The sequence below is a fragment of the Pseudescherichia sp. genome, from assembly GCF_031987975.1.
Classification (GTDB): domain Bacteria; phylum Pseudomonadota; class Gammaproteobacteria; order Enterobacterales; family Enterobacteriaceae; genus Pseudescherichia.
Genome location: NZ_DALZYX010000020.1, coordinates 1 through 26,970, shown reverse-complemented (window position 1 = coordinate 26,970; position 26,970 = coordinate 1). Strand labels below are relative to the sequence as shown.

At 56.6% G+C, this 26,970-nt stretch carries 25 protein-coding genes and 1 riboswitch; of the genes, 11 read left to right on the top strand and 14 right to left on the bottom strand.

What is annotated here, in order from left to right:
* The first annotated feature begins 378 nt into the window (after positions 1-378).
* Complete coding sequence (purH, locus tag RTN40_RS20600) at positions 379-1,965, top strand: bifunctional phosphoribosylaminoimidazolecarboxamide formyltransferase/IMP cyclohydrolase (protein WP_312229990.1); 1,587 nt, start codon at positions 379-381, stop codon at positions 1,963-1,965.
* 15 nt (positions 1,966-1,980) lie between these two features.
* Positions 1,981-3,270, top strand: a complete 1,290-nt coding sequence (purD, locus tag RTN40_RS20595; protein ID WP_312229989.1) for a phosphoribosylamine--glycine ligase — start codon at positions 1,981-1,983, stop codon at positions 3,268-3,270.
* 51 nt (positions 3,271-3,321) lie between these two features.
* On the opposite strand, the gene RTN40_RS20590 is transcribed toward purD, so the two are convergent.
* The 6 genes from RTN40_RS20590 to nudC form a co-directional block, all read right to left on the bottom strand.
* Positions 3,322-4,020 (bottom strand): DUF1481 domain-containing protein, encoded by a 699-nt coding sequence (locus RTN40_RS20590; protein ID WP_312229988.1) that lies wholly within the window; start codon positions 4,018-4,020, stop codon positions 3,322-3,324.
* A gap of 6 nt (positions 4,021-4,026) precedes the next feature.
* Complete coding sequence (gene hupA / locus RTN40_RS20585) at positions 4,027-4,299, bottom strand: nucleoid-associated protein HU-alpha (protein ID WP_032615913.1); 273 nt, start codon at positions 4,297-4,299, stop codon at positions 4,027-4,029.
* 186 nt (positions 4,300-4,485) lie between these two features.
* Positions 4,486-5,076 (bottom strand): YjaG family protein, encoded by a 591-nt coding sequence (locus RTN40_RS20580; protein WP_312214456.1) that lies wholly within the window; start codon positions 5,074-5,076, stop codon positions 4,486-4,488.
* A gap of 42 nt (positions 5,077-5,118) precedes the next feature.
* Complete coding sequence (nfi, locus tag RTN40_RS20575; protein WP_312229987.1) at positions 5,119-5,790, bottom strand: deoxyribonuclease V; 672 nt, start codon at positions 5,788-5,790, stop codon at positions 5,119-5,121.
* Between the two features lie 9 nt (positions 5,791-5,799).
* A complete protein-coding gene (gene hemE / locus RTN40_RS20570; RefSeq protein WP_312229986.1) occupies positions 5,800-6,864 on the bottom strand; it encodes a uroporphyrinogen decarboxylase in 1,065 nt (354 codons plus the stop codon).
* 52 nt (positions 6,865-6,916) lie between these two features.
* Complete coding sequence (gene nudC / locus RTN40_RS20565) at positions 6,917-7,708, bottom strand: NAD(+) diphosphatase (RefSeq protein ID WP_312229985.1); 792 nt, start codon at positions 7,706-7,708, stop codon at positions 6,917-6,919.
* Positions 7,709-7,806: 98 nt separating this feature from the next.
* On the opposite strand from nudC, the gene rsd reads away from it, so the two are divergent.
* The 9 genes from rsd (at position 7,807) to RTN40_RS20520 (ending at position 14,556) form a co-directional block, all read left to right on the top strand.
* Positions 7,807-8,310, top strand: a complete 504-nt coding sequence (gene rsd / locus RTN40_RS20560) for a sigma D regulator (protein ID WP_312229984.1) — start codon at positions 7,807-7,809, stop codon at positions 8,308-8,310.
* A gap of 52 nt (positions 8,311-8,362) precedes the next feature.
* Positions 8,363-8,472, top strand: a riboswitch (TPP riboswitch).
* Between the two features lie 86 nt (positions 8,473-8,558).
* Positions 8,559-10,346, top strand: a complete 1,788-nt coding sequence (gene thiC / locus RTN40_RS20555; RefSeq protein ID WP_312229983.1) for a phosphomethylpyrimidine synthase ThiC — start codon at positions 8,559-8,561, stop codon at positions 10,344-10,346.
* Positions 10,346-10,981, top strand: coding sequence for a thiamine phosphate synthase (thiE, locus tag RTN40_RS20550; protein ID WP_312229982.1), 636 nt, complete (start codon positions 10,346-10,348; stop codon positions 10,979-10,981). Before thiC ends, thiE begins: the two co-directional genes overlap by 1 nt.
* Positions 10,974-11,729, top strand: a complete 756-nt coding sequence (gene thiF / locus RTN40_RS20545; RefSeq protein ID WP_312229981.1) for a thiazole biosynthesis adenylyltransferase ThiF — start codon at positions 10,974-10,976, stop codon at positions 11,727-11,729. The genes thiE and thiF overlap by 8 nt, the downstream gene beginning before the upstream one ends.
* Positions 11,713-11,913 carry a sulfur carrier protein ThiS gene (gene thiS / locus RTN40_RS20540; protein ID WP_312229980.1) on the top strand — a complete coding sequence of 67 codons (201 nt, stop codon included), beginning with the start codon at positions 11,713-11,715 and terminating at the stop codon, positions 11,911-11,913. Before thiF ends, thiS begins: the two co-directional genes overlap by 17 nt.
* Before the next feature lies 1 nt (position 11,914).
* Positions 11,915-12,685: a thiazole synthase gene (gene thiG / locus RTN40_RS20535; RefSeq protein WP_312229979.1), complete on the top strand. Its 771-nt coding sequence runs from the start codon at positions 11,915-11,917 to the stop codon at positions 12,683-12,685.
* Positions 12,682-13,806 carry a 2-iminoacetate synthase ThiH gene (gene thiH, locus RTN40_RS20530; protein WP_312229978.1) on the top strand — a complete coding sequence of 375 codons (1,125 nt, stop codon included), beginning with the start codon at positions 12,682-12,684 and terminating at the stop codon, positions 13,804-13,806. Before thiG ends, thiH begins: the two co-directional genes overlap by 4 nt.
* A gap of 121 nt (positions 13,807-13,927) precedes the next feature.
* Positions 13,928-14,233: a PTS sugar transporter subunit IIB gene (locus tag RTN40_RS20525; RefSeq protein ID WP_312229977.1), complete on the top strand. Its 306-nt coding sequence runs from the start codon at positions 13,928-13,930 to the stop codon at positions 14,231-14,233.
* Positions 14,234-14,238: 5 nt separating this feature from the next.
* Positions 14,239-14,556, top strand: coding sequence for a PTS lactose/cellobiose transporter subunit IIA (locus tag RTN40_RS20520; protein ID WP_312214476.1), 318 nt, complete (start codon positions 14,239-14,241; stop codon positions 14,554-14,556).
* Positions 14,557-14,608: 52 nt separating this feature from the next.
* Here RTN40_RS20520 and rpoC read toward each other — a convergent pair whose 3' ends face one another.
* From rpoC to secE, 8 genes are all read right to left on the bottom strand, one after another.
* Complete coding sequence (gene rpoC / locus RTN40_RS20515; protein ID WP_312229976.1) at positions 14,609-18,832, bottom strand: DNA-directed RNA polymerase subunit beta'; 4,224 nt, start codon at positions 18,830-18,832, stop codon at positions 14,609-14,611.
* 76 nt (positions 18,833-18,908) lie between these two features.
* A complete protein-coding gene (gene rpoB, locus RTN40_RS20510; protein ID WP_312229975.1) occupies positions 18,909-22,937 on the bottom strand; it encodes a DNA-directed RNA polymerase subunit beta in 4,029 nt (1,342 codons plus the stop codon).
* Positions 22,938-23,258: 321 nt separating this feature from the next.
* Positions 23,259-23,624 (bottom strand): 50S ribosomal protein L7/L12, encoded by a 366-nt coding sequence (gene rplL / locus RTN40_RS20505; protein ID WP_003033114.1) that lies wholly within the window; start codon positions 23,622-23,624, stop codon positions 23,259-23,261.
* Between the two features lie 66 nt (positions 23,625-23,690).
* Positions 23,691-24,188: a 50S ribosomal protein L10 gene (gene rplJ / locus RTN40_RS20500; RefSeq protein WP_002438625.1), complete on the bottom strand. Its 498-nt coding sequence runs from the start codon at positions 24,186-24,188 to the stop codon at positions 23,691-23,693.
* A 270-nt stretch (positions 24,189-24,458) separates the two neighbouring features.
* Positions 24,459-25,163, bottom strand: a complete 705-nt coding sequence (rplA, locus tag RTN40_RS20495) for a 50S ribosomal protein L1 (protein ID WP_103821842.1) — start codon at positions 25,161-25,163, stop codon at positions 24,459-24,461.
* Between the two features lie 3 nt (positions 25,164-25,166).
* Complete coding sequence (gene rplK, locus RTN40_RS20490; protein ID WP_042395618.1) at positions 25,167-25,595, bottom strand: 50S ribosomal protein L11; 429 nt, start codon at positions 25,593-25,595, stop codon at positions 25,167-25,169.
* 163 nt (positions 25,596-25,758) lie between these two features.
* Positions 25,759-26,304 (bottom strand): transcription termination/antitermination protein NusG, encoded by a 546-nt coding sequence (gene nusG / locus RTN40_RS20485; protein ID WP_007665882.1) that lies wholly within the window; start codon positions 26,302-26,304, stop codon positions 25,759-25,761.
* Between the two features lies 1 nt (position 26,305).
* Positions 26,306-26,689, bottom strand: coding sequence for a preprotein translocase subunit SecE (gene secE / locus RTN40_RS20480; RefSeq protein ID WP_014068449.1), 384 nt, complete (start codon positions 26,687-26,689; stop codon positions 26,306-26,308).
* Positions 26,690-26,970 lie beyond the last annotated feature (281 nt).

Genomic DNA, 26,970 nt, shown 5'->3' with positions numbered 1-26,970 from the left:
TACGCTTTCCTCTCTCAGAGTCAATCCTTAATTTCAGGATTTTTTCTCTTCAACCAACCCGGCTTACCGTGTGAAGTGATTCACATCCGCCGTGTCGATGGAGGCGCATTATAGGGAGTTCTCGAGCGCCCGCAATAGTTAAATTGCAGAAAAATGACTGACTGCTGCATTCCACAGCAAAACGCGGGCTTATACCTTTTTACACACAGAGTTATCCACACGCCTGCGAAAAAATGAAAATTAACGAGCGGTGCGCAAACGTTTTCGTTAAAATGCCCTCGCCATATAAAGGCAGCCCCTTGTGGGGCGTTAGCTGAGTTTTTAGAGAAAAATTCAGCTAACGCTCTCTGTAATGTTCAAATCCCGGGGATTTATACCATGCAACAACGTCCAGTCCGCCGCGCCCTGCTCAGTGTTTCTGATAAGGCCGGTATCGTCGAATTCGCTCAGGCTCTCTCCCAGCGCGGCGTGGAGCTGCTCTCCACCGGCGGTACTGCCCGTTTGCTGGCAGATAAAGGCCTGCCGGTCACCGAAGTCTCCGATTACACCGGCTTCCCGGAAATGATGGATGGACGCGTCAAGACCCTGCACCCGAAAGTGCACGGCGGCATCCTTGGTCGTCGTGGCCAGGATGATGGGATCATGGCCCAGCATGACATCGCTCCTATTGATATGGTGGTTGTTAACCTCTATCCCTTTGCCGCTACCGTTGCCCGTGAAGGTTGCTCTCTGGAAGACGCCGTTGAGAATATCGATATCGGCGGCCCTACCATGGTTCGCTCCGCAGCCAAGAACCATAAAGATGTGGCGATTGTAGTAAAGAGCAGCGACTACGACGCCATTATTAAAGAGATGGATGCCCACGAAGGCTCTCTGACCCTTGAGACCCGTTTCGACCTGGCGATCAAAGCATTTGAGCATACCGCTGCCTATGACAGCATGATCGCTAACTACTTCGGTAGCCTGGTGCCGGCTTACCACGGCGAGACCAAAGAGCCAGCTGGCCGCTTCCCACGCACGCTTAACCTGAACTTTATCAAGAAGCAGGATATGCGCTACGGCGAAAACAGCCACCAGCAGGCTGCCTTCTATATAGAAGAAGGGGTTAAAGAAGCTTCCGTAGCGACGGCTACCCAGGTACAGGGAAAGGCGCTCTCCTATAACAACATCGCCGACACCGACGCGGCCCTGGAGTGCGTGAAAGAGTTCAACGAGCCGGCCTGTGTCATCGTCAAGCACGCCAACCCGTGCGGCGTGGCGGTAGGCGACTCCATTCTCAGCGCTTACGATCGTGCTTATAAGACCGACCCGACTTCGGCTTTCGGCGGCATCATTGCCTTTAACCGCGAGCTGGATGCCGATACCGCTCAGGCGATCATCTCTCGCCAGTTTGTTGAAGTGATTATTGCCCCCTCCGCCACTGAAGAGGCGCTGAAGGTCACCGCCGCCAAACAGAACGTTCGCGTTCTGACCTGCGGCAAGTGGGCAGAACGTGTTGCGGGTCTCGATTTTAAACGCGTTAACGGCGGCCTGCTGGTCCAGGATCGCGATCTCGGCATGGTCACCAACAAAGAGCTGCACGTGGTTAGCAAACGCCTGCCGACCGAAGAGGAGATGCGTGATGCCCTCTTCTGCTGGAAAGTGGCGAAGTTTGTGAAGTCCAACGCCATTGTGTACGCCAAAGATAAGATGACCATCGGCATTGGCGCAGGCCAGATGAGCCGCGTCTACTCTGCGAAAATTGCCGGTATCAAAGCCGGTGACGAAGGTCTGGAAGTGAAAGGCTCCGCGATGGCCTCCGACGCCTTCTTCCCGTTCCGCGACGGCATTGATGCAGCAGCGGCCGTGGGCGTGACCTGCGTGATCCAGCCGGGCGGCTCTATTCGCGATGATGAGGTTATTGCTGCCGCCGACGAGCATGGCATTGCAATGATCTTTACCGGTATGCGTCACTTCCGCCATTAATTCACGGAGCAGAGAATGAAAGTATTAGTTATTGGTAACGGCGGACGCGAGCATGCCCTGGCGTGGAAAGCGGCCCAGTCCCCGCTGGTGAGCACCGTTTTTGTTGCCCCTGGCAATGCCGGCACGGCGCTGGAGCCAACCCTGCAGAACGTCGCCGTGAGCGCGACGGATATTCCAGGGCTGCTAAGCTTCGCCCAAAGCGAGAAGATCGATCTGACCATCGTTGGCCCGGAAGCGCCGCTGGTGATTGGCGTGGTGGATGCATTCCAGGCGGCGGGGCTGAAAATCTTCGGTCCCACCCAGGGTGCCGCCCAGCTTGAAGGCTCTAAAGCGTTCACCAAAGATTTCCTCGCTCGCCATAATATCCCGACGGCGGAGTATGAGAACTTTACAGAAGTAGAGCCTGCGTTGGCTTACCTGCGCAAGAAAGGCGCGCCGATCGTCATTAAAGCCGATGGCCTGGCCGCCGGTAAAGGCGTCATTGTGGCAATGACTCTGGAAGAAGCAGAAGCCGCCGTACACGATATGCTGGCAGGCAATGCCTTTGGCGATGCCGGTCACCGCATCGTTATCGAAGAGTTCCTCGACGGTGAAGAGGCAAGCTTTATCGTGATGGTTGATGGTGAACACGTCTTGCCGATGGCTACCAGCCAGGATCACAAGCGCGTAGGCAACGGTGATACCGGCCCGAACACCGGCGGCATGGGAGCCTACTCCCCTGCGCCGGTGGTGACCAGTGAGGTACACCAGCGCACCATGGATCGCGTGATCTGGCCAACCGTGAAAGGCATGGCAGCGGAAGGTAATACCTACGTTGGCTTCCTCTATGCCGGGCTGATGATCGATAAGCAGGGCAACCCGAAGGTTATCGAGTTTAACTGCCGCTTTGGCGATCCAGAAACCCAGCCGATTATGCTGCGTATGAAGTCCGATCTGGTAGAGCTGTGCCTGGCCGCCTGTGAAGGCAAGCTCGACGAGAAAACCTCTGAGTGGGACGATCGCGCCTCGCTTGGGGTGGTAATTGCCGCAGGTGGCTACCCGGGCAACTACCGCACCGGCGACGTGATCCACGGCCTGCCGCTGGAGAGCGTCGGCGGTAAGGTGTTCCATGCCGGTACCACGCTTGCTGACAACGAGCAGGTGCTCACCAGCGGTGGACGCGTGCTCTGTGCTACCGCGCTGGGTAACACCGTTGCTGAAGCGCAGAAGAACGCCTATGCGTTAATGGCAGATATTCACTGGGATGGCAGCTTCAGCCGCCAGGATATTGGCTATCGCGCCATTGCGCGGGAAGAGCAACAGTAACCCCTTCAGGGCGGCCCGGCGCTTGCGCGTCTCCGCCCTGTTTCAATCCCTTCAGAAACTCTTCGCCTGCGGTTGCCAGGTACAAAAATCTTCGTTTGCTACCAGCAGTAGCTGCGTCCCCTCCGGTGCTTCTAACCATGCAAGGCTAACGTCCGCTGAGGAGTGCTGCTGACGACGCTGGATATGGCTCAGCGCCTGCGGTTCGAAATCGGGCTTGATGGTTTGGCCTTCACAGGTGGTGACCGAGCCATTGCTGTGCCAGCGCCCCTGACGCAGCATTACATGGCCTTGGCGTAGCGCATCGCTGGTCTGACGGATCTGGTCGGCGCGATAGCGGTAGAGGGCGATCTGGTCACTGGAGAGCTGCTGCTTCTGACCGTTGACCTCTCGCTGCATAAAGCTGAGTTCGCCACGCTCGTCAAAGCGGGCGCGAATATGTTCCGGCGGCGTGCCGTAGACGTTGAGTTCGATCAGCGCGAGCCGATTGCCCTGCCAGCGGTATTCGCTGATAGAGGTATCCCCGCTGCGCCACGGGCTAAACGCCGTGAGGAGATGGACGGCGTCTCCGTCGTCCTTCCGCCATATGCGCACTGCCCCTTGATCCCCCGCATAGCCGCTGGCGGTAAAGGGTGGCAGTGAATCATCATGGCTACAGGCGGTCAGCAACAGCAGGCCCGCCAGCGTCAGGGTGCGACGCCAGACAGACAAAAGGGGCGAAACCGCCCCCTCATCAAAACTGTTCGCTGTCACGCGGTCTTATTTAACTGCGTCTTTCAGAGCTTTGCCAGAAACAAATGCCGGCACGTTAGCTGCGGCGATTTTGATCTCGTTACCGGTCTGCGGGTTGCGGCCAGTACGCTCAGCGCGGTGGTTCACTTTGAAGGTTCCGAAACCAACCAGTTGTACAGCATCGCCTTCTTTCAGAGACTCAGTAATAGCAGCCAGGGTGGATTCCAGGGCAGCTTTTGCCTGTACTTTAGACAGGTCAGCTTTGTCTGCAATTACATCAATCAGTTGAGTCTTGTTCATAAGTTATCCTTACAATGTGTTTATCGCTTGCTAAGCATCGAGTGCGACGAAAATGCCAGAAAAGCACTCTCCTGCATACACGCACCGATAGCCACTTTTTTTCGCCCTCCAAATGTAGACCAGACGGGGGGCCAATGGGAAGCCTTCCAGAGAGACAAAACAGGCGTTAAATCACGTTTTGTTGTCTCATTGCTGCAAAAGTATACCGATATTACTCTCGCCCGCCTCGCGTAAGTCCGCGCGTAGCCCTTTAATCAGCTCAATATCGCGTTCTTCGCAGTCAGCCAAAAGTCGGAATATTTCCCACTGAATATCCCACTCCTGCTCTACAGCCGGGTTCGCTTTCAGCTCATCATCGGTCATTTCGCGACCTGCCTGGGTCATCTCCAGCATCGCTACCGTGGTGATTGAGGTCTTGCTTACCTCAATGGTGTGCTCCAGGGTCTCGCCGCTCAGGCGCGAGTGCAGCAGTTCGCTCAACGCCACGCAGGCGTCAATGGCCGGATAGACGCCGTAGAGATCGTAATCGTCAGCCACCGGGATCGCCTCTTCCAGCTTCTCGAGCTGGCTGTCGAAATTCACCTTCGCGTCTTTCACCGTCAGCGTCTCCCAGATCAGGTCAACAATGCGGCGATAAAGCTGCGCGTCACCGAAGCCGGTCTGCTGGCAGAACATGGCGTAGTTCGGATACATGCGCTCGCACAGGCAGGCCATAAAGGTGACGTGCTGCCAGCTCTCCAGCCTCTCCAGGCGCAGGTGAATAGGGTTTTGTAACATGGTGGATTCTCGCTATCGGAAATTAGCCGCAGTGTACCTGAATCAGGGCTGAATTTCCTGCCATCGCATAAACGCCGGACGCCGCGACGCAACGGCATCGGCCCAGCGCGTGGGTTCTGGCAGGCGGTAGCCTTTGGTGCAGCGCTGAACCCACGCCAGGGCGCTGTCTACGCTGACCCGGTGACCGGTAGCCACAAACAGCGGATTGCAGCGTGCCTTGCTGCGCCACACCCATGCCAGCTGCTCGCCCTTGTCCATCAACGGCGCGAGCGCCCCTGGCTCAGGCGAGAGCGGCTCAAACTTGCCGCACAGGCGTTTCTTCGCCACGCCGATGGTCGGCACGTCCACCAGCAGGCCGAAGTGGCTGGCAACGCCAAGGCGGCGCGGGTGCGAGATACCGTGCCCATCAACGAACAGCAGATCGGGTTTTTGCGACAGCATATCCCACGCCGCCATCAGCGCAGGATACTCACGGAAGGAGAGAAAGCCGGGGATATAGGGCATGGTGGTGGCAATACGCGCAACCTGGTACTCCACCAGCTCCAGCGACGGGTACTTCAGCAGTACCATCGCCGCCCGGGTCACTTCGCCACCCTGCTCAAAGCCGACGTCCGCGCCGCCGATAAACGCCGGGGGATCGTTGATAAACCGATCCTCGCGGATCACCGATGAGGCCAGTTCGATTTGTTGAGCGCGTAGCGACGCGAGATCCATATATGCTCCTTAGCGGTGATATTGCTCCGACAGACGATGTACCGCCTCGACAAATGCGCCCGCATGTTCAGGCGGCACATCCTGATGAATACCGTGGCCGAGGTTAAAGACATGGCCTTCGCCCTGGCCGAAACCAGAAAGTATAGTCGCGACTTCCTCTTCGATGCGGGCCGGTGGGGCATAGAGCATTGACGGATCCATATTGCCCTGCAGCGCAACCTTATGTCCTACGCGGCGGCGGGCGTCGGCAATATCAATAGTCCAGTCGAGGCCCAGCGCATCACAGCCGGTCTCCGCCATCGCCTCCAGCCACTGTCCGCCGCCTTTGGTAAACAGGGTCACCGGCACGCGGCGGCCCTCGTTCTCCCGCAGTAGGCCGTCAACGATCTTATGCATGTAGTAGAGCGAAAACTGCTGGTAGTCGCGCCCGGTCAGCACGCCGCCCCAGGTGTCGAAAATCATTACCGACTGCGCACCGGCTTTAATCTGCGCGTTGAGATAGAGCGTGACGCTTTTCGCCAGCTTCTCCAACAGCATGTGTAGGGTTTGCGGCTCGGCATACATCATCTTCTTGATCACGGTAAAGGCCTTGCTGCTACCGCCTTCCACCATGTAGGTCGCCAGCGTCCACGGACTGCCAGAGAAGCCAATCAGCGGCACCTCGCCCTTCAGCTCACGGCGGATGGTGCGCACGGCATTCATCACGTAGCCCAGCTCCTGCTCCGGATCGGGAACAGGCAGCCGCTCAACGTCGGCCTTGCCGGTAATCGGCAGGCTAAAGCGCGGGCCTTCCCCGGCTTCGAAGTAGAGGCCCAGCCCCATTGCATCCGGAATGGTCAGGATATCTGAGAACAGAATGGCGGCATCAAGGGGGTAGCGACGCAGCGGCTGCAGCGTGACTTCGCAGGCCAGCTCGGCGTTTTTGCACAGCGACATAAAATCGCCCGCCTGGGCGCGCGTGGCTTTGTACTCCGGCAGATAGCGCCCGGCCTGTCTCATCATCCATACCGGCGTGATGTCCACGGGCTGGCGCAGCAGCGCGCGCAGGTAACGATCGTTTTTCAGTTCGGTCATTTTGCAGTTCCTCAATGCGTCAGACCGTTATTGTAACACGCCGCCTCATGCTTCACTCATACTCTGCCCGACCCTCATACTCTGCACGGCATAGTGCGACCGTATCCTCAATCAGCCGACGCGCTACCGTGCCCGGCGGCGGCAGCAGCGGCAGCTGGTCATAACGATACCAGCCTGCATCCAGCAGCTCGTTAGGATCGATGACGATATCGCCGCTGTCATACTCGGCCATAAAAGCGGTCATCAGGGATTGCGGGAACGGCCAGGGTTGGGAGGTGACGTAGCGCAGGTTTTTCACCCGGATACCGCTCTCCTCCATCACCTCGCGGGCAACGGTCTGCTCCAGGGTCTCACCCACCTCGACGAAGCCGGCCAGCACGGTATAGACGCCGTTGCGATGGCGGGTGTGCTGGGCCAACAGAATATGGTCGTCACGGCGGATCGCGACGATAATGCAGGGGGCAATTTGCGGGTAGTAGCGTTCGCGGCAGCCGCCGCAGAGCATTGCCCACTCGGTTTTGCTCGGGTGCATGGTGTGCCCGCAGTAGCCGCAGAACTTATGCGAACGGTAGAACTCTGCCAGCTGTACGCCTCGCCCGGCAAGCTGGAACAGACCAACCTCCTGATCCATCAGCTGGCGCACCGAAGCCATCTCCTGATGTCGGGACTGGCGAACCAGCCACACCGATTCCCCCTGCCATTCGCCGATAATTAACCCACGCTGGCCCACAAGATCAAAATTTACTGCCTCGCCGTGTGGTAATTCTCCAGCGGGCAACCATAATTTTTGTTCATGGCTGACGATCCACCAGCCCTGATCGGTTAATTCGATGACACGTTCCATAATCTGTTGCACTACCTTAGCGACACTGGCATGTTGGTTACATCATTTTTACATATTTTGGGTGAAAACTTTTTTAATCTTAAACCACGGAGTTAATCATGCTAAACCACCTGGAGAGCCTGACGGCGCGCGTAGGCGGGACGAATAAACTAGTCGATCACTGGTTACAGGTGCGCAAGCATTTGCTGGTATCGTATTACAACCTGGTGGGCATTAAGCCGGGCAAGGAGTCCTATTCAGAGCTGGATGAGAAGGCTCTGGACGATTTTTGCCACAATCTGGTCGATTACCTGTCCGCCGGACACTTTAGTATTTATGAACAGATTATCAGCGAAATGGAAGGCAGCAGCCCACTTTTAGCGGCCACGCAAATCTATCCACAGCTGGAAGCCAATACCCAGCAGATCATGAATTATTACGACTCTAGCCTGGAAAACGCGATCGAAGACGACAAATGGGTTGAGTTCCAGGAAGCACTCTCCGGCATTGGCGAAGCGCTGGCCGCACGCTTTACGCTGGAAGACCAGCTGATTGTCATGGCGTTCGATTTTAATCTTGTGGAAAGCGCTAACGACGATACCAACATCGCTCGCCCCGCTTGAGTTCTTAAGCATTAACGCGTAGTTTAACTATCTCCCCCTGCTGCTGAGGGGGTTTTTCTTGTCGGAGTGCCGAGTGCGCAAGCACCGGCTGAGACCGTTAATTCGGGATCCGCGGAACCTGATCAGGTTAGAACCTGCGAAGGGAACAAGAGTCAATCTGCTGTCGCGCGCCCTCTCTGGCTGCGTGTACCTCTTGCTTCATCCGTCGTTCTGACAAGCCATGTCCTTAACTTTTTATGGAATGAGCTATGTCTGAGTCTGCTACTAAACCTACCCGTCGTGAACAGCGCGCCGCTGCCCAGCACTTTATCAACACGCTGGAGGGCACCACCTTTCCCAACTCAAAACGTATCTATATCCAGGGTACACAAAGCGATATTCGCGTGCCAATGCGTGAGATCCAGCTTAGCCCGACGCTTATAGGCGGCAGCAAAGCAGAGCCGCAGTTTGAAGAGAACGAAGCGATCCCGGTATACGACACCTCTGGTCCCTACGGCGATCCTGACGTTGCGATCGACGTAGAGAAAGGGATCGCGAAGATCCGATCCGCGTGGATCGCCGCCCGTCCCGGCAAGTGCGTCACCCAGCTGCACTACGCCCGCCAGGGGATCGTGACGCCGGAGATGGAGTTTATCGCCCTGCGTGAAAATATGGGCCGGGAGCGTATCCGTGGTGAGGTGCTGCGCCGCCAGCATCCGGGCGAAAGCTTTGGCGCACGCCTGCCGGAGAATATCACCCCGGAGTTTGTCCGCGACGAAGTGGCTGCCGGGCGCGCCATTATTCCTGCCAACATCAACCATCCCGAATCTGAGCCGATGATCATCGGCCGCAACTTCCTGGTGAAGGTCAATGCCAACATCGGCAACTCGGCGGTGACCTCCTCCATCGAAGAGGAGGTGGAGAAGCTGGTGTGGGCCACCCGCTGGGGCGCAGACACGGTGATGGATCTCTCCACCGGCCGCAATATCCATGAGACGCGGGAGTGGATCCTGCGCAACAGCCCGGTCCCTATCGGCACCGTTCCGATCTACCAGGCGCTGGAGAAGGTCAACGGCATCGCCGAGAATCTCTCCTGGGAAGCCTTCCGCGAGACGCTGCTGGAGCAGGCTGAACAGGGGGTGGATTACTTCACCATCCACGCTGGCGTGCTGCTGCGCTATGTGCCAATGACCGCTAACCGCCTCACCGGCATCGTATCGCGCGGCGGCTCGATCATGGCGAAGTGGTGCCTCTCCCACCATCAGGAGAACTTCCTGTATCAGCACTTCCGCGAAATCTGCGAAATCTGCGCCGCCTACGACGTCTCTCTGTCGCTGGGTGACGGCCTGCGTCCTGGCTCGATTCAGGATGCCAACGACGAGGCACAGTTTGCCGAGCTGCATACCCTGGGCGAACTGACCAAAATTGCCTGGGAGTACGACGTGCAGGTGATGATTGAAGGCCCGGGCCACGTGCCGATGCAGATGATCCGCCGCAACATGACTGAAGAGCTGGAGCACTGCCATGAAGCGCCGTTCTATACTCTCGGGCCATTGACCACCGATATCGCGCCGGGCTATGACCACTTCACCTCCGGTATTGGCGCGGCGATGATCGGCTGGTTTGGCTGCGCCATGCTCTGCTACGTGACGCCCAAAGAGCACCTTGGCCTGCCGAACAAGGAAGATGTGAAGCAGGGGCTAATTACCTACAAAATTGCCGCCCACGCCGCCGATCTTGCTAAAGGCCACCCGGGAGCGCAGATCCGCGACAACGCCATGTCGAAAGCGCGGTTTGAGTTCCGCTGGGAGGATCAGTTTAATCTCGCCCTTGACCCGTTCACCGCCCGCGCCTACCACGATGAGACTCTGCCCCAGGAGTCCGGCAAGGTAGCCCACTTCTGCTCCATGTGCGGACCCAAGTTCTGCTCGATGAAGATCAGCCAGGAGGTGCGTGACTACGCCGCGGCCCAGGCGATCGAGGTGGGCATGAGCGATATGTCGAACGACTTCCGCGCCCGCGGCGGCGAGATCTATCTCAAGAAGGAGGAGGCCTGATGTATCAGCCCGATTTCCCGCCGGTGCCCTTCCGCCTGGGTCTCTATCCGGTTGTTGACAGCGTAGCGTGGATTGAACGCCTGCTGGAGGCGGGCGTGCGCACCCTCCAGCTGCGGATCAAAGACAAGCAGGACCATGAGGTAGAAGCCGACGTCGTGGCGGCCATTGCGCTGGGCAAGCGCTACGCTGCCCGGCTGTTTATTAACGACTACTGGCGGCTAGCCATTAAACATGACGCTTACGGCGTGCATCTGGGGCAGGAGGATCTGGAGACGACGGACCTTAGCGCAATCCGCAACGCGGGTCTGCGCCTGGGCGTCTCCACCCATGATGATATGGAGATCGACGTTGCGCTGGCCGCCCGCCCCTCCTACATCGCCCTCGGCCATGTCTTCCCAACCCAGACCAAGCAGATGCCCTCCGCGCCGCAGGGCCTGGCGCAGCTGGCAAGCCACGTTGCCCGGCTGAAGGATTACCCGACGGTGGCCATCGGCGGCATTAGCCTTGCGCGCGCGCCGCAGGTGCTGGCAACCGGGGTTGGCAGCATTGCGGTGGTGAGCGCCATCACCCAGGCAGCGGACTGGCGCAGCGCCACCCGGCAGCTTATCAACCTCGCGGGGGTGGGCGATGAATGACAGCGACTTTATGCGCTACAGCCGACAGATCCTGCTGGAGGATATCGCCATCGACGGCCAGAGAAAGCTGCTGGCCAGCCGGGTACTGATTATTGGCCTCGGCGGCTTAGGCTCTCCTGCCGCGCTCTACTTGGCGGCGGCCGGGGTTGGGACGCTGGTGCTGGCGGATGATGATGCGGTGCACCTGAGCAACCTGCAACGACAGATTATGTTCACCACCGACGACATTAACCAGCCAAAAGCCGACGCGGCCCACCAGCGGTTACGGCAGCTCAATCCCCACATTGAGTTACTTACCCTGAAGACGCGTCTGGAGGGCGAAGCGCTCCGCCAGCAGGTGGCCCAGGCCGACGTGGTGCTCGACTGTACCGATAACATGGCGACGCGCCAGGCAATTAACGCCGCCTGCGTGGCACTAAACACCCCGCTGATCACCGCCAGCGCCGTGGGATTCGGCGGCCAGCTGATGGTACTCACTCCACCGTGGGCGCACGGCTGCTACCGCTGCCTGTGGCCGGATGACGACGAGCCACAGCGCAACTGCCGCACGGCGGGCGTGATCGGGCCGGTAGTGGGGATGATGGGCACATTGCAGGCGCTGGAGGCATTAAAGCTGCTCAGCGGCATGCAGGCAGCCGAGGGCGAGCTGCGCCTGTTTGACGGGCGCAAGCACCACTGGCGCACGCTTGGACTCCAGCGGGCGGCGGGCTGCCCGGTTTGCGGAGGGCGAGATGCGCATCCTGTTTAATGACGAGCCGATGCAGTGCGCGGAGGCGCTAACCCTGCACGGGCTGCTGGAGCAGCTTAACCAGCTCAAGCCGGGAACGGCGCTGGCGCTCAATCAGCAGATTATTCTCCGCGATCGCTGGGATCATCATCAACTGCGGGACGGCGATCGGATCCTGCTTTTTCAGGTTATCGCCGGAGGCTAACATGTTACGTATTGCAGATAAAACTTTTGAATCACACCTGTTTACCGGCACGGGGAAGTTTGCCTCATCGCAGCTGATGACCGATGCGATCCGCGCCTCGGGTAGCCAGCTGGTCACCCTGGCGATGAAGCGTGTAGACCTGCGCCAGCGTAACGATGCGATCCTCGCCCCGCTGCTGGAAGCCGGGGTGACGCTGCTGCCGAACACCTCCGGAGCGAAAACCGCCGAAGAGGCGGTATTTGCCGCCCGGCTGGCACGCGAGGCGCTGGGCACCCACTGGCTTAAGCTGGAGATCCACCCGGATGCACGCTGGCTGCTGCCCGATCCGGTTGAAACCCTGAAGGCGGCAGAGATGCTGGTCAAAGAGGGTTTCGTGGTGCTTCCCTATTGCAGCGCCGATCCGGTGCTGTGCCGACGGTTGGAGGAGGCAGGCTGCGCCGCCGTGATGCCGCTCGGTTCGCCGATAGGCTCAAATCAGGGTCTGGCCACCCGTGCCATGCTGGAGATTATCATCGCCCAGGCTAGCGTGCCGGTGGTGGTAGATGCCGGGATTGGCACTCCCAGCCACGCCGCGGAAGCGCTGGAGATGGGGGCCAGCGCGGTGCTGGTGAACACCGCGATTGCCGTCGCCAACGATCCGGTTGCGATGGCCCGCGCGTTTAAACTGGCCGTTGAAGCCGGAACGCTGGCGCGTCAGGCGGGGCCGGGCGCAATAAATAGCGTTGCCAGCGCCACCAGCCCGCTGACCGGCTTTCTGGAGGCGGGCGTATGAAGACCTTTAGCGACTACTGGCGACAGCTCGACTGGGAGGATATCCGGCTGCGCATCCACAGTAAGACTCGCGCCGACGTTGAGCGGGCGCTGGCGGCCACCCACCTGACTCGCGATGACATGATGGCTCTGCTCTCCCCTGCCGCCAGCGACTATCTGGAGCCGCTGGCCCAGCGGTCGCAGCGTCTTACCCGCCAGCGCTTTGGCAACGCCGTCGGCCTCTACGTCCCGCTCTATCTCTCTAACCTGTGCGCCAACGACTGCACCTACTGCGGCTTCTCGATGAGCAACCGCATCAAGCGCAAGACCCTGGACGAGGATGAGATCCTCCGCGAGTGTGCGGCGATCCGCGAGATGGGCTTTGAGCATCTGCTGCTGGTGACCGGCGAGCATCAGACGAAGGTGGGAATGGACTACTTTCGCCGTCATTTCCCGACCATTCGCCGCCAGTTTGCCTCTTTACAGATGGAGGTGCAGCCGCTGTCGCAGGCGGAGTATGCCGAGCTTAAGATGCTGGGGCTGGACGGGGTGATGGTCTACCAGGAGACCTATCACGAAGCGACCTACGCCCGTCATCACCTGAAGGGCAATAAGCAGGACTTCTTCTGGCGGCTGGAGACGCCGGACCGGCTTGGCCGGGCGGGTATCGACAGGATTGGCCTTGGCGCGCTGGTGGGTCTTTCCGACAGCTGGCGGGTGGATTGCTACATGGTGGCGGAGCATCTGCTCTGGCTCCAGCAGCACTACTGGCAGAGCCGCTACTCTATCTCCTTCCCCCGCCTGCGCCCGTGTGCCGGAGGCATTGAACCCGCCTCGCTAATGGATGAGCGCCAGCTGGTGCAGACCATCTGCGCCTTCCGCCTGCTGGCACCCGACGTGGAGCTTTCACTCTCTACCCGGGAGTCGCCGTGGTTCCGCGACCACGTTGTCCCGCTGGGCATCACCAGCGTCAGCGCCTTCTCAAAAACCCAGCCCGGCGGCTATGCCGACAACCATCCTGAGCTGGAGCAGTTTGCACCGCACGACGGCCGCCGCCCGGAGGAGGTCGCCAGCGCCCTGCTGCGCAACGGCCTACAGCCGGTGTGGAAAGACTGGGACGGCTACCTTGGACGGACAGTTTGAGGCGAGTGGATTTCGTTCGTAAGAATTGTTTGTGATACTCCACACACAATCAGGGTAAGGCGGTTGTTGAACCAGACGGTGGGATTAATGTTTATTTATCCCATCGTTGTCGAGGCTGACTATGAAAAACATCGTCTTATGCTGTGCAGCGGGTATGTCCACCAGCATGTTAGTTCAACGCATGAAAGATGCGGCGCAGAAAAAAGGCGTCGAGGTCTCTATCAAGGCGGTTCCGGTCTCCGAGTTCAAGGAGAATCTCGCCGAGGCCGATATTATCCTGCTCGGCCCACAGGTGAAGTATGAGCAGGCAAAACTGCAGGCGCAGGCGGATCCGCTGGGTAAGAAGGTCGCGGTGATCGATATGATGGATTACGGCATGATGAAGGGTGACGTCGTGCTGGATAAAGCGCTGAAGCTGCTGGAGTGAACCGCATGGAGGATCTCGAAACTACCATTATGGAGCTGCTGGTTAACGCTGGGGCGGCACGCAGCCAGGCGCTTACCGCGCTGCAATTAGCACGCAAAGGCGATTTCACGGGTGCAGAGCAGGCGATGGACGAGTCGCGCGAGTTCGTGAAGCATGCGCATAAAATCCAGACCGAGCTGATAGGCCTGGACGAAGGCGTCGGCAAGCTGCCGGTAAATCTGATCACCGTTCACTCTCAGGATCACCTGATGAACGCGATGGTGATTCAGGATCTTGCCGGGGATATGATCGAGCTATACCGACGGCTGCCGGTAGCTCAGTAAACAGACATAAAAAAACCCGCCGAAGCGGGTTTTTTATTAGCGGAAAGCAGCGTTAGTCGTTGTCGGAACCGCCCAGGCCTGCGTTCAGCAGCTCTGCCAGGCTGGCAGAAGCGTCTTCAGCAGTTACCTGCGGTGCTGCCGGCAGTTCGCCAGCGGCGCGACGGCGCATACGATCCTGGTGGTACGCATAACCGGTACCGGCCGGGATCAGACGACCCACGATAACGTTCTCTTTCAGACCGCGCAGTTCGTCGCGTTTGCCCGCAACGGCTGCTTCGGTAAGCACACGAGTGGTCTCCTGGAACGATGCCGCGGAGATGAAGGACTCGGTTGCCAGAGACGCTTTGGTAATACCCAGCAGGTCGCGAGCATAGCTTGCCGCGATTTTGCCGTTCGCTTCCAGATCGCGGTTGGCGATCTTAACGCGAGAGTATTCGACCTGCTCGCCTTCCAGGAAGTCGGAGCTTCCCGCATTAGCGATGGTCGCTTTACGCAGCATCTGACGCACGATAACTTCGATGTGCTTATCGTTGATCTTAACGCCCTGCAGACGGTAAACGTCCTGCACTTCGTTCACGATGTAACGGGTTACCGCATGAACGCCACGCAGACGCAGAATGTCGTGCGGAGCTTCCGGACCGTCGGAAACCACGTCACCACGCTCTACGCGCTCGCCTTCAAACACGTTGAGCTGACGCCATTTCGGGATCATCTCTTCGTACGGATCGCTACCATCAACCGGGGTGATCACCAGACGGCGTTTACCTTTGGTCTCTTTACCGAAGGAGATAATACCGCTGATCTCAGCCAGGATTGCCGGCTCTTTCGGACGACGTGCTTCGAACAGGTCCGCAACGCGTGGCAGACCACCGGTGATGTCCTTGGTACCGCTGGATTCCTGAGGAATACGCGCCAGAGCATCACCCGCACCGATCTGAATGCCATCTTCCAGCTGAACAATCGCTTTACCCGGCAGGAAGTACTGAGCCGGCATGTCGGTGCCCGGGATCAGAACGTCGTTACCGTTGGCATCAACGATTTTCAGTGCCGGACGCAGATCTTTACCACCCGCGGTACGTTCTGCAGAGTCCAGAACCACCAGCGAGGAGAGACCGGTCAGTTCGTCGGTCTGACGAGTAATCGTCTGGCCGTCGATCATATCGGTGAAGCGGATGAAACCAGCCACTTCGGTGATTACCGGCATGGTGTGCGGATCCCAGTTTGCTACGGTTTCGCCGCCAGCAACCTGCTCGCCATCACCCTTGGCCATAACAGCACCGTAAGGCACTTTATAGCTCTCTTTGGTACGACCAAATTCGTCGATCAGCTTCAGCTCGGTGTTACGGGAGGTCACTACCAGCTTACCGGCAGAGTTCACAACCGACTTCGCGTTACTGAGCTTGATGCTACCTTTGTTTTTCACCTGGATGCTGGATTCAGCAGCCGCACGCGATGCCGCACCACCGATGTGGAACGTACGCATCGTCAGCTGTGTACCCGGCTCACCGATGGACTGTGCTGCGATAACGCCGATAGCCTCACCTTTGTTGATGATGTGGCCACGCGCCAGGTCACGACCATAGCAGTGGGCGCACACACCAAAGTCGGTGTCACAGGATACAACGGAACGCACTTTCACAGAGTCAACGGAGTTCTCTTCCAGCAGGTCACACATCTGCTCATGCAGCAGCGTGTTGCGTGGAACCAGAATGTCCGCCGTACCCGGCTTCAGGATATCTTCCGCAGTGACACGACCCAGAACGCGATCGCGCAGCGGCTCTTTAACGTCACCACCCTCGATAACCGGGGTCATGGTGATGCCTTCCAGCGTGCCACAGTCATCTTCGGTCACAACCAGATCCTGCGCGACGTCAACCAGACGACGGGTCAGGTAACCGGAGTTTGCCGTTTTCAGTGCGGTATCCGCCAGACCTTTACGCGCACCGTGCGTGGAGATGAAGTACTGGAGTACGTTCAGACCTTCACGGAAGTTCGCCGTGATCGGCGTTTCGATGATGGAGCCATCCGGCTTCGCCATCAGACCACGCATACCCGCCAGCTGACGAATCTGTGCCGCAGAACCACGCGCACCGGAGTCGGCCATCATGTAGATGCTGTTGAAGGAGACCTGCTGCTCTTCCTGACCGTCACGGTTAATCACGGTTTCGGTTTGCAGGTTATCCATCATCGCTTTGGATACACGATCGTTCGCCGCAGCCCAGATATCGATAACTTTGTTGTAGCGTTCGCCAGCGGTTACCAGACCAGACTGGAACTGCTCCTGAATCTCAGCAACTTCAGCTTCCGCTTCGCTGATGATCTCGTATTTCTTCTCCGGGATGACCATGTCATCGATACCAACGGATGCACCTGAGCGCGCTGCATAAGCAAAGCCGGTGTACATCGTCTGGTCCGCGAAGATTACGGTCGGTTTCAGGCCCAGAATGCGGTAACAGGTGTTCAGCATTTTGGAGATCGCTTTCTTACCCAGCGCCTGGTTGACGATGGAGAAAGGCAGACCTTTCGGTACGATCATCCACAGAATGGCACGGCCAATGGTCGTGTCTTTCAGGCTGGTTTTCGCAACAAACTCGCCGTTTTCATCTTTTTCATACTCGGTGATACGCACTTTTACGCGCGCATGCAGAGAGGCCAGGCCAGCGCGATAGATACGCTCAGCTTCTTTCGGGCCAGTCAGCACCATGCCTTCGCCTTTGGCGTTAACACAGTCACGGGTCATGTAGTACAGACCCAGTACAACGTCCTGGGACGGAACGATGATAGGTTCGCCGTTCGCCGGGGACAGGATGTTGTTGGTAGACATCATCAGCGCACGCGCTTCCAGCTGGGCTTCCAGCGTCAGCGGTACGTGAACTGCCATCTGGTCACCATCGAAGTCGGCGTTGTATGCCGCACAAACCAGCGGGTGCAGCTGGATCGCTTTACCTTCGATCAGAACCGGTTCAAACGCCTGGATACCCAGACGGTGCAGGGTTGGTGCACGGTTCAGCAGTACCGGGTGTTCGCGGATCACTTCGTCCAGGATATCCCAAACGACAGCTTCTTCACGCTCAACCATCTTCTTAGCGGCTTTGATGGTGGTGGCCAGGCCACGCAGCTCCAGCTTGCCGTAGATGAACGGTTTGAACAGCTCCAGCGCCATCTTCTTCGGCAGGCCGCACTGATGCAGACGCAGGTATGGACCTACGGTGATTACAGAACGACCGGAGTAGTCAACACGCTTACCGAGCAGGTTCTGACGGAAACGACCCTGCTTACCTTTGATCATATCGGCCAAAGATTTCAGCGGACGCTTGTTAGAGCCGGTGATGGCACGACCGCGACGGCCGTTGTCCAGCAGGGCATCTACCGCTTCCTGCAGCATACGTTTTTCGTTACGTACGATGATATCCGGCGCAGCCAGATCCAGCAGACGTTTCAGACGGTTGTTACGGTTAATGACGCGACGATACAGATCGTTCAGGTCAGAGGTCGCGAAACGACCGCCGTCCAGCGGTACCAGCGGACGCAGATCTGGCGGCAGAACCGGCAGAACGGTCAGGATCATCCACTCCGGCTTGTTGCCAGACTGTACGAACGCTTCCAGCAGCTTGATACGCTTGGTCAGCTTTTTACGTTTGGTTTCGGAGTTAGTTTCGTTCAGCTCTTCACGCAGCTGCTCGCACTCTTGCTCCAGATCCATGCTCTTCAGCAGGGCCTGGATAGCTTCCGCACCCATCTTCGCGTCGAACTCGTCACCGAACTCTTCCAGCGCGTCCAGATACTGCTCTTCAGTCAGGATCTGATGACGCTCCAGATTAGTCATGCCGCCTTCGATAACCACATAGGATTCGAAGTACAGCACGCGCTCGATATCACGCAGGGGCATATCCAGCAGCAGACCGATACGGGACGGCAGCGATTTCAGGAACCAAATGTGGGCAGTCGGAGACGCCAGCTCGATGTGGCCCATGCGCTCACGACGCACTTTAGTCTGGGTCACTTCAACGCCGCACTTCTCACAGATCACACCACGGTGTTTCAGGCGCTTGTACTTACCGCACAGGCACTCATAATCTTTTACTGGCCCGAAAATACGCGCACAGAAAAGGCCGTCACGCTCAGGCTTGAACGTACGGTAGTTAATGGTTTCCGGCTTCTTCACTTCACCGAAAGACCAGGAACGGATCATGTCTGGCGAAGCCAGAGCAATTTTGATCGCATCAAACTCTTCGGTTTTCGTTTGCGCTTTCAGAAACTTTAATAAATCTTTCACGGATTTGCTCCCGTCGGAGTTAGCACAATCTGGTGCCGGGTATTACCCCAGCACCAGTGACCTGTTTGAGCGAGAGTTACTCGTCTTCCAGTTCGATGTTGATACCCAGCGAACGAATCTCTTTCAACAGTACGTTGAAGGACTCAGGCATGCCCGGTTCCATCTGATGGTTGCCGTCCACGATGTTTTTATACATCTTGGTACGACCGTTCACGTCATCAGACTTAACGGTGAGCATCTCCTGCAGGGTGTATGCCGCGCCGTATGCTTCCAGCGCCCACACTTCCATCTCCCCGAAGCGCTGACCACCGAACTGCGCCTTACCACCCAGCGGCTGCTGAGTAACCAGGCTGTAAGAACCGGTAGAACGCGCATGCATCTTGTCATCAACCAGGTGGTTCAGTTTCAGCATGTACATGTAGCCAACGGTAACCTGGCGCTCGAACTGCTCGCCGGTACGACCGTCGAACAGCGTGATCTGACCGGAAGTCGGCAGGCCACCCAGCTGTAACAGCTCCTTGATTTCAGACTCTTTCGCACCGTCGAATACCGGCGTGGCGATCGGCATACCTTTACGCAGGTTTTCAGCCAGACGCAGAACTTCTTCATCGCTGAAGGTATTCAGGTCAACTTTCTGGCGAACGTCAGCGCCCAGATCGTAAGCACGCTGGATGAACTCGCGCAGTTTCGCGACTTCCTGCTGCTGTTTCAGCATGGCGTTGATCTTCTCGCCGATGCCTTTCGCAGCCATACCCAGGTGGGTTTCGAGGATCTGACCGATGTTCATACGAGACGGTACGCCCAGCGGGTTCAGTACGATATCTACCGGCGTACCGTTAGCATCGTGCGGCATATCTTCGATCGGGTTGATCTTAGAGATAACACCCTTGTTACCGTGACGACCTGCCATCTTATCACCAGGCTGGATCTGACGTTTAACGGCCAGATAGACCTTAACAATCTTCAGCACGCCCGGTGCCAGATCGTCGCCCTGAGTGATTTTGCGGCGTTTCGCTTCGAGTTTTTTCTCGAACTCGTGTTTCAGTTCGTCATACTGCTCAGCCAGCTGCTCCAGCTGATTCTGTTTCTCTTCGTCGGTCAGGCCCAGCTCCAACCAGCGGTCGCGCGGCAGTTTGTCGAGCTTCTCAGCTTCAACGCCACCGGACACCAGCACGGCATGGATACGGCTGAACAGGCCAGCTTCGAGGATCTGCAGCTCTTCAGACAGGTCTTTCTTCGCCTGCTTCAGCTGCATCTCTTCGATTTCCAGCGCACGTTTGTCTTTCTCTACGCCATCGCGAGTGAAGACCTGAACGTCGATAACCGTACCGGACACACCGTTTGGTACGCGCAGAGAAGAGTCTTTAACGTCAGACGCTTTCTCACCGAAGATCGCACGCAGCAGCTTCTCTTCTGGGGTCAGCTGGGTTTCACCTTTCGGCGTTACCTTACCTACCAGAATGTCACCGCCGGTTACTTCCGCACCGATGTAAACGATACCGGATTCATCCAGTTTAGAGAGCGCAGCTTCACCCACGTTCGGGATGTCAGCGGTGATCTCTTCCGGCCCCAGCTTGGTGTCACGAGACACGCACGCCAGTTCCTGAATGTGGATCGTGGTGAAACGATCTTCCTGGACCACACGCTCGGAAACGAGGATGGAGTCTTCGAAGTTGTAACCGTTCCACGGCATGAACGCTACGCGCATGTTCTGACCGAGCGCCAGTTCACCGAGGTCGGTAGACGGGCCGTCAGCCAGCACGTCGCCGCGCTCAATTGGCTCACCCAGAGAGACACACGGCATCTGGTTGATACAGGTGTTCTGGTTAGAACGGGTGTACTTGGTCAGGTTGTAGATGTCGATACCCGCTTCGCCCGGGTACATCTCGTCATCGTTAACTTTGATAACGATACGGGACGCATCCACATACTGAACGGTACCGCCACGTTTAGCCACCGCAGTTACACCGGAGTCAACGGCAACAGCACGTTCCATACCGGTACCTACCAGCGGCTTATCAGCGCGCAGGGTCGGAACCGCCTGACGTTGCATGTTCGCACCCATCAATGCACGGTTGGCGTCATCGTGTTCCAGGAACGGGATCAGGGACGCACCGACGGAAACCACCTGCTGGGTGGAAACGTCCATGTAGTCAACCTGGTCGTTGCTGAACAAGCTGGATTCGCCTTTGCTACGGCAGGTAACGAGGTCATCAACAAAGCGACCTTCTTCGTCCAGGTTGGTGTTCGCCTGGGCGATAACGTAGTTACCCTCTTCGATAGCAGAGAGGTAGTGAATTTCGTCGGTCACAACGCCGTCGGTGACTTTACGGTACGGCGTCTCAAGGAAGCCATATTCGTTAGTCTGTGCGTACACGGACAGGGAGTTGATCAGACCGATGTTCGGACCTTCAGGCGTTTCGATTGGACATACGCGACCGTAGTGGGTCGGGTGTACGTCTCGAACTTCAAAGCCTGCGCGCTCACGGGTCAGACCGCCCGGGCCGAGTGCAGAGATACGACGCTTGTGCGTGATCTCAGACAGCGGGTTGTTCTGGTCCATAAACTGGGACAGCTGGCTGGAACCAAAGAACTCTTTCACTGCCGCAGAGATCGGCTTGGCGTTGATCATATCCTGAGGCATCAGGGTGTCGAGATCGCCCAGAGAGAGACGCTCTTTCACCGCACGCTCAACACGCACCAGGCCAACGCGGAACTGGTTTTCCGCCATTTCGCCTACGGAACGGATACGACGGTTGCCGAGGTGGTCGATATCATCCACTTCGCCGATACCGTTACGGATACCGATGAGCTTTTTCATCACTTCGATGATGTCATCTTTGCTCAGGATACCGGAACCTTCGATCTCGTCGCGCAGCAGAGAACGGTTGAACTTCATACGACCAACCGCAGAGAGATCATAGCGGTCTTCGGAGAAGAACAGGTTCTCGAACAGGCTTTCCGCAGCTTCACGGGTCGGCGGCTCACCAGGACGCATCATACGGTAGATCTCTACCAGCGCGCTCAGGCGATCGGTGGTCGGGTCGACACGTACGGTTTCGGACATGTACGGACCGTGGTCCAGATCGTTGGTGAACAGCGTTTCGATACGCTTGTGGCCTGCCTGGCTCAGTTTAGCCAGCAGATCCAGAGACAGCTCCATGTTCGCCGGGCAGATCAGCTCGCCGGTGGAGGTATCAACGTAATCTTTAGCGGCGACTTTGCCCGCAATGTATTCAACCGGTACTTCGATGTGTTTGATCTCATCTTTTTCCAGCTGGCGAATGTGGCGCGCGGTAATACGGCGGCCTTTTTCGACATACACTTTGCCGTCGGCTTCGATATCAAACGAGGCGGTTTCGCCACGCAGACGCTCCGGGACCAGCTCCATCTGCAGCTTGTTGTCACGGATTTCGAAAATGACTTTCTCAAAGAACAGGTCAAGGATCTGTTCAGTGGTGTAGTTCAGCGCGCGCAGGATGATGGTCGCAGGCAGCTTACGGCGACGGTCGATACGCACGAACAGGTTGTCTTTCGGGTCAAACTCGAAGTCCAGCCAGGAGCCGCGGTAAGGAATGATGCGCGCGTTATACAGCACTTTACCTGAAGAGTGCGTTTTACCTTTGTCGCTGTCAAAGAATACGCCAGGACTACGGTGAAGCTGAGACACGATGACGCGCTCAGTACCGTTAATAACAAAGGTACCGTTATCGGTCATGAGCGGAATTTCGCCCATGTAAACTTCTTGCTCTTTGATGTCTTTAACGGTGCCTTCCGGCGCTTCGCGCTCGTAGATCACCAGGCGCAGTTTTACACGCAGCGGTGCCGAGTAGGTCACGCCGCGGATCTGGCACTCTTTCACATCAAAGACAGGCTCGCCCAGACGGTAGCTGACGTATTGCAGCTCTGAGTTACCGCTGTAGCTTGTGATCGGGAATACGGAACGAAACGCCGCTTCCAGACCATACTGTCCTTCAGGATCTTGCTCGATAAACTTCTGGAACGAGTCAAGCTGGATAGAAAGGAGATAAGGAATGTCCAGTACTTGCGGACGCTTTCCAAAATCCTTACGAATACGTTTTTTCTCGGTATAGGAGTAAACCATTAGGGTTCCTCAGCTCGCTGACAAGTCGACCCATCTGCCCGACGACGGGGGCAGTTTGTGCAACACTATTTTGTTGACCGGAAAGTGGAGCACTTTCCGCAATGCCTGTTGCTATCACGCTTAAACCATTTCGTCACGATTTACACAGCGCGGGCGCGCTGTCGCAATATATTAAGTCGTCGATAGAAACAAGCATTGTGAAGGAAATCAGTAGCCAAACAGTGTGAAACGCTACTAACACCCTACAGCGCAAAAAGGCTGGTGACTAAAAAGTCACCAGCCATCAGCCTAATTTCTCAGGCTGCAACCGGAAGGGTTGGCTTATTTAACTTCAACTTCAGCGCCAGCTTCTTCCAGAGATTTTTTCAGTGCTTCGGCGTCATCTTTGCTGATGCCTTCTTTCAGAGCGGCAGGAGCAGATTCTACCAGGTCTTTAGCTTCTTTCAGACCCAGGCCAGTTGCGCCACGTACTGCTTTGATAACAGCAACTTTGTTAGCGCCAGCAGCTTTCAGAATTACGTCGAATTCAGTTTTTTCTTCAGCAGCTTCAGCCGGGCCAGCAGCTACAGCTACAGCAGCAGCAGCGGAAACACCGAATTTTTCTTCCATTGCAGAGATCAGCTCTACAACGTCCATTACGGACATAGCGGATACTGCTTCAATGATTTGATCTTTAGTGATAGACATTTAAATTGTTCCTGAATATCAGAATAAGTTTATACGTAAGCGAATGCTTGATAAAGATAACTGCGATTAAGCAGCTTCTTTCGCATCGCGTACAGCAGCCAGAGTGCGAACCAGTTTGCCTGCAGAGGCTTCTTTCATGGTTGCCATCAGGCGTGCAATTGCTTCTTCGTAGGTCGGCAGGGTTGCCAGGCGATCGATCTGCGATGCCGGGATCAACTCACCTTCAAAGGCTGCGGCTTTGACCTCAAATTTTGCATTCGCTTTCGCGAACTCTTTGAACAGACGAGCAGCAGCGCCCGGGTGTTCCATAGAGTATGCAATCAGGGTCGGACCAACGAACGCGTCTTTCAGGCACTCGAACTGAGTACCTTCAACAACACGGCGCAGCAGGGTGTTACGAACAACACGCATGTATACGCCGGCTTCGCGACCTGCTTTACGCAGTTCGGTCATTTTATCTACGGTAACGCCACGGGAATCCGCAACAACCGCAGACAGCGCGCCTTTGGCTACTTCGCTGACTTCAGCAACAATCGCTTGTTTGTCTTGAAGATTTAAAGCCATTAGCTTTGCTCCTGGATGTTTGCCAGAGCTCATGCTCTGGAACTCACTTCACTCCCCTCAAAGAGGGGAGCGTCTAAATACGGTGAGCAGAAACAAGCCAAAGATACTTAAAAAATGTCTTCAGGTTCTGTCACCGTCTACGCAGGGAATTAAGTCTCTTGCGAGGCACCTGCGGTCTTGGACGGAGGCCTGGATTAGGCCAGGCTCCAACCGAAAATCTTTCGTGGGCGAAGATTGTAGACAAATCCACCGCCCACGTAAAGGCGAATATTAGTTCGCCGCTGCGCTCAGACCAGCCTGGTCAACCGCAACACCTGCACCCATGGTGGTGGAGATGCTAACTTTCTTGATGTACACGCCTTTCGCCTGAGTCGGTTTTGCTTTTTTCAGCGCAACCAGCAGGGCTTCCAGGTTTTCTTTCAGTTTGTCAGCGTCAAAGTCCACTTTACCGATGGTGGTGTGGATGATGCCGTTTTTGTCGTTACGGTAACGAACCTGACCTGCTTTCGCGTTTTTAACCGCTTCAGCAACGTTAGGGGTTACGGTACCAACTTTCGGGTTCGGCATCAGGCCGCGCGGGCCCAGAACCTGGCCCAGCTGGCCAACAACGCGCATTGCATCCGGGGAAGCAATAACAACGTCAAAGTTCATTTCGCCTTTTTTGATCTGGTCAGCCAGATCTTCCATACCTACCAGCTCTGCGCCAGCAGCTTTAGCTGCTTCAGCGTTCGGGCCCTGGGTAAATACGGCTACGCGTACGGAACGACCGGTACCGTTAGGCAGTACGGTTGCACCACGAACGTTCTGGTCAGATTTACGAGCGTCGATGCCGAGGTTAACAGCAACGTCAACGCTTTCGTTGAATTTAGCGGTGGCCAGCTCTTTCAGCAGAGCAATGGCTTCGTTGATGTCGTACTGTTTGGTCGCATCAACTTTCTCACGGATCACACGCATGCGCTTGGTCAGTTTAGCCATTTCTTAACCCTCCACTACCAGGCCCATGGAACGTGCAGTACCTTCGATGGAGCGAGTCATCGCTTCAACGTCAGCACCAGTCATGTCCGCAGCTTTAGTCTGTGCAATTTCTTGCAGCTGAGCGCGAGTAATAGTACCCACTTTGTCTTTGTTCGGCTTGCCGGAACCAGACTTGATACCTGCCGCTTTCTTCAGCAGAACTGCTGCCGGAGGCGTTTTGGTAACGAAAGTGAAAGAACGGTCAGCGTAAACGGTAATAACAACCGGAATCGGCAGACCTTTCTCGATGGAATCAGTTTTGGCGTTAAACGCTTTACAGAATTCCATGATGTTAACACCCTGCTGACCCAGAGCCGGACCAACCGGTGGGCTCGGGTTTGCCATGCCAGCTGCAACCTGCAGCTTGACGTAGGCCTGGACTTTCTTAGCCATTCTCAAATCCTCGGTATGGGTAATAACGCTTCAATGAAGCTCCCCGTGATAAATATAGTGTCTTACGGGTACGTGACCCATAAAAACAAAAGGCGCGAAATTGTAGTCCAATCTCGCGCCCTGTGCAACGGGTAAATCGTCGCTTTTTTGATCGCCTGGGTTATTAGGCTTTTTCGACCTGGCCGAAGTCCAGCTCTACCGGGGTCGCACGACCGAAGATAGAGACAGAGACTTTCAGGCGGGACTTCTCGTAGTCCACCTCTTCCACCACGCCGTTAAAGTCAGCAAACGGACCGTCGTTAACGCGAACCATTTCACCCGGCTCAAACAGCGTTTTCGGACGCGGCTTATCGCCAACCTGCTGCAGGCGGTTCATGATAGCGTCAACTTCTTTGTCGCTGATCGGGGCCGGACGGTCTGACGTACCGCCGATAAAGCCCATCACGCGCGGCACGCTGCGAACCAGGTGCCAGCTCGCGTCGTTCATGACCATCTGGACCAGAACGTAACCTGGGAAGAACTTGCGCTCGCTCTTGCGACGCTGGCCGCCACGGATCTCGACCACTTCTTCGGTCGGTACCATGACTTCACCAAACAGCTCTTCCATATTGTGTAATTTGATATGCTCACGCAGCGAAGTCGCTACGCGGCCTTCAAAACCGGAAAACGCCTGAACGACGTACCAGCGCTTTTTAGGGGCTTCAGACATCTCAGAACCTCAGGCCAGTGATAAAGGATACCAGGCGAACCAGAATACCATCCAGTCCCCACAGGATAAGTGACATAACAGCGGTCACTGCGGCCACAATCAGTGTAGTGTGCAACGTTTCCTGGCGAGTTGGCCAAATCACTTTACGGACTTCGGTTCTCGCTTCACGGGCAAAAGCAACGGTCGCTTTACCCTTTGTCGTCAACAGCGCGACACCACCCGCTGCAGCAATAAGAATTACTACTGCCAGCGCGCGTAACGGCAGCATCATGTCACGATAGAGGTAGTTGCCCACGATAGCTACGATCAGCAATACAGCAACGGCAACCCACTTCATCGCTTCCAGGCCGCGCCCGCTCCCTTGAGCTTCGGTATTCGCACTCATAAACCAACCTGTCACAAGAATTCAGAAAAACATTTTGCCCCGCGGACGCGAGGCAAACCTAACCGAAATGCTCCGGCTCTTACGCCATCTACAGAGCCTGTCTCAGCAATGATTATGACAAAAAAAATCACTGATGAGCCAGGTTCTGGTTCGAAAGCGTGCAAAAAGGGCATCAAATGATGCCCTTTTCATGCGCATTGCGTCAAATGTTATCAGCGATTAGCTGAGAACTTTAGCAACAACGCCTGCGCCAACGGTACGGCCGCCTTCACGGATTGCGA

Excerpts from the sequence above, each read along its gene's own strand:
- secE (WP_014068449.1), bottom strand. The coding sequence starts at position 26,689 with ATGAGTGCGAATACCGAAGCTCAAGGGAGCGGGCGCGGCCTGGAAGCG.
- thiE (WP_312229982.1), top strand. The coding sequence starts at position 10,346 with ATGTATCAGCCCGATTTCCCGCCGGTGCCCTTCCGCCTGGGTCTCTAT.
- rsd (WP_312229984.1), top strand. The coding sequence starts at position 7,807 with ATGCTAAACCACCTGGAGAGCCTGACGGCGCGCGTAGGCGGGACGAAT.
- rpoB (WP_312229975.1), bottom strand. The coding sequence starts at position 22,937 with ATGGTTTACTCCTATACCGAGAAAAAACGTATTCGTAAGGATTTTGGA.
- purD (WP_312229989.1), top strand. The coding sequence starts at position 1,981 with ATGAAAGTATTAGTTATTGGTAACGGCGGACGCGAGCATGCCCTGGCG.
- thiC (WP_312229983.1), top strand. The coding sequence starts at position 8,559 with ATGTCTGAGTCTGCTACTAAACCTACCCGTCGTGAACAGCGCGCCGCT.
- rplK (WP_042395618.1), bottom strand. The coding sequence starts at position 25,595 with ATGGCTAAGAAAGTCCAGGCCTACGTCAAGCTGCAGGTTGCAGCTGGC.
- nusG (WP_007665882.1), bottom strand. The coding sequence starts at position 26,304 with ATGTCTGAAGCCCCTAAAAAGCGCTGGTACGTCGTTCAGGCGTTTTCC.
- rplA (WP_103821842.1), bottom strand. The coding sequence starts at position 25,163 with ATGGCTAAACTGACCAAGCGCATGCGTGTGATCCGTGAGAAAGTTGAT.
- nudC (WP_312229985.1), bottom strand. The coding sequence starts at position 7,708 with ATGGAACGTGTCATCGAATTAACCGATCAGGGCTGGTGGATCGTCAGC.
- rplL (WP_003033114.1), bottom strand. The coding sequence starts at position 23,624 with ATGTCTATCACTAAAGATCAAATCATTGAAGCAGTATCCGCTATGTCC.
- thiF (WP_312229981.1), top strand. The coding sequence starts at position 10,974 with ATGAATGACAGCGACTTTATGCGCTACAGCCGACAGATCCTGCTGGAG.
- RTN40_RS20520 (WP_312214476.1), top strand. The coding sequence starts at position 14,239 with ATGGAGGATCTCGAAACTACCATTATGGAGCTGCTGGTTAACGCTGGG.
- RTN40_RS20580 (WP_312214456.1), bottom strand. The coding sequence starts at position 5,076 with ATGTTACAAAACCCTATTCACCTGCGCCTGGAGAGGCTGGAGAGCTGG.
- hupA (WP_032615913.1), bottom strand. The coding sequence starts at position 4,299 with ATGAACAAGACTCAACTGATTGATGTAATTGCAGACAAAGCTGACCTG.
- RTN40_RS20525 (WP_312229977.1), top strand. The coding sequence starts at position 13,928 with ATGAAAAACATCGTCTTATGCTGTGCAGCGGGTATGTCCACCAGCATG.
- thiH (WP_312229978.1), top strand. The coding sequence starts at position 12,682 with ATGAAGACCTTTAGCGACTACTGGCGACAGCTCGACTGGGAGGATATC.
- rplJ (WP_002438625.1), bottom strand. The coding sequence starts at position 24,188 with ATGGCTTTAAATCTTCAAGACAAACAAGCGATTGTTGCTGAAGTCAGC.
- thiG (WP_312229979.1), top strand. The coding sequence starts at position 11,915 with ATGTTACGTATTGCAGATAAAACTTTTGAATCACACCTGTTTACCGGC.
- nfi (WP_312229987.1), bottom strand. The coding sequence starts at position 5,790 with ATGGATCTCGCGTCGCTACGCGCTCAACAAATCGAACTGGCCTCATCG.
- purH (WP_312229990.1), top strand. The coding sequence starts at position 379 with ATGCAACAACGTCCAGTCCGCCGCGCCCTGCTCAGTGTTTCTGATAAG.
- hemE (WP_312229986.1), bottom strand. The coding sequence starts at position 6,864 with ATGACCGAACTGAAAAACGATCGTTACCTGCGCGCGCTGCTGCGCCAG.
- thiS (WP_312229980.1), top strand. The coding sequence starts at position 11,713 with ATGCGCATCCTGTTTAATGACGAGCCGATGCAGTGCGCGGAGGCGCTA.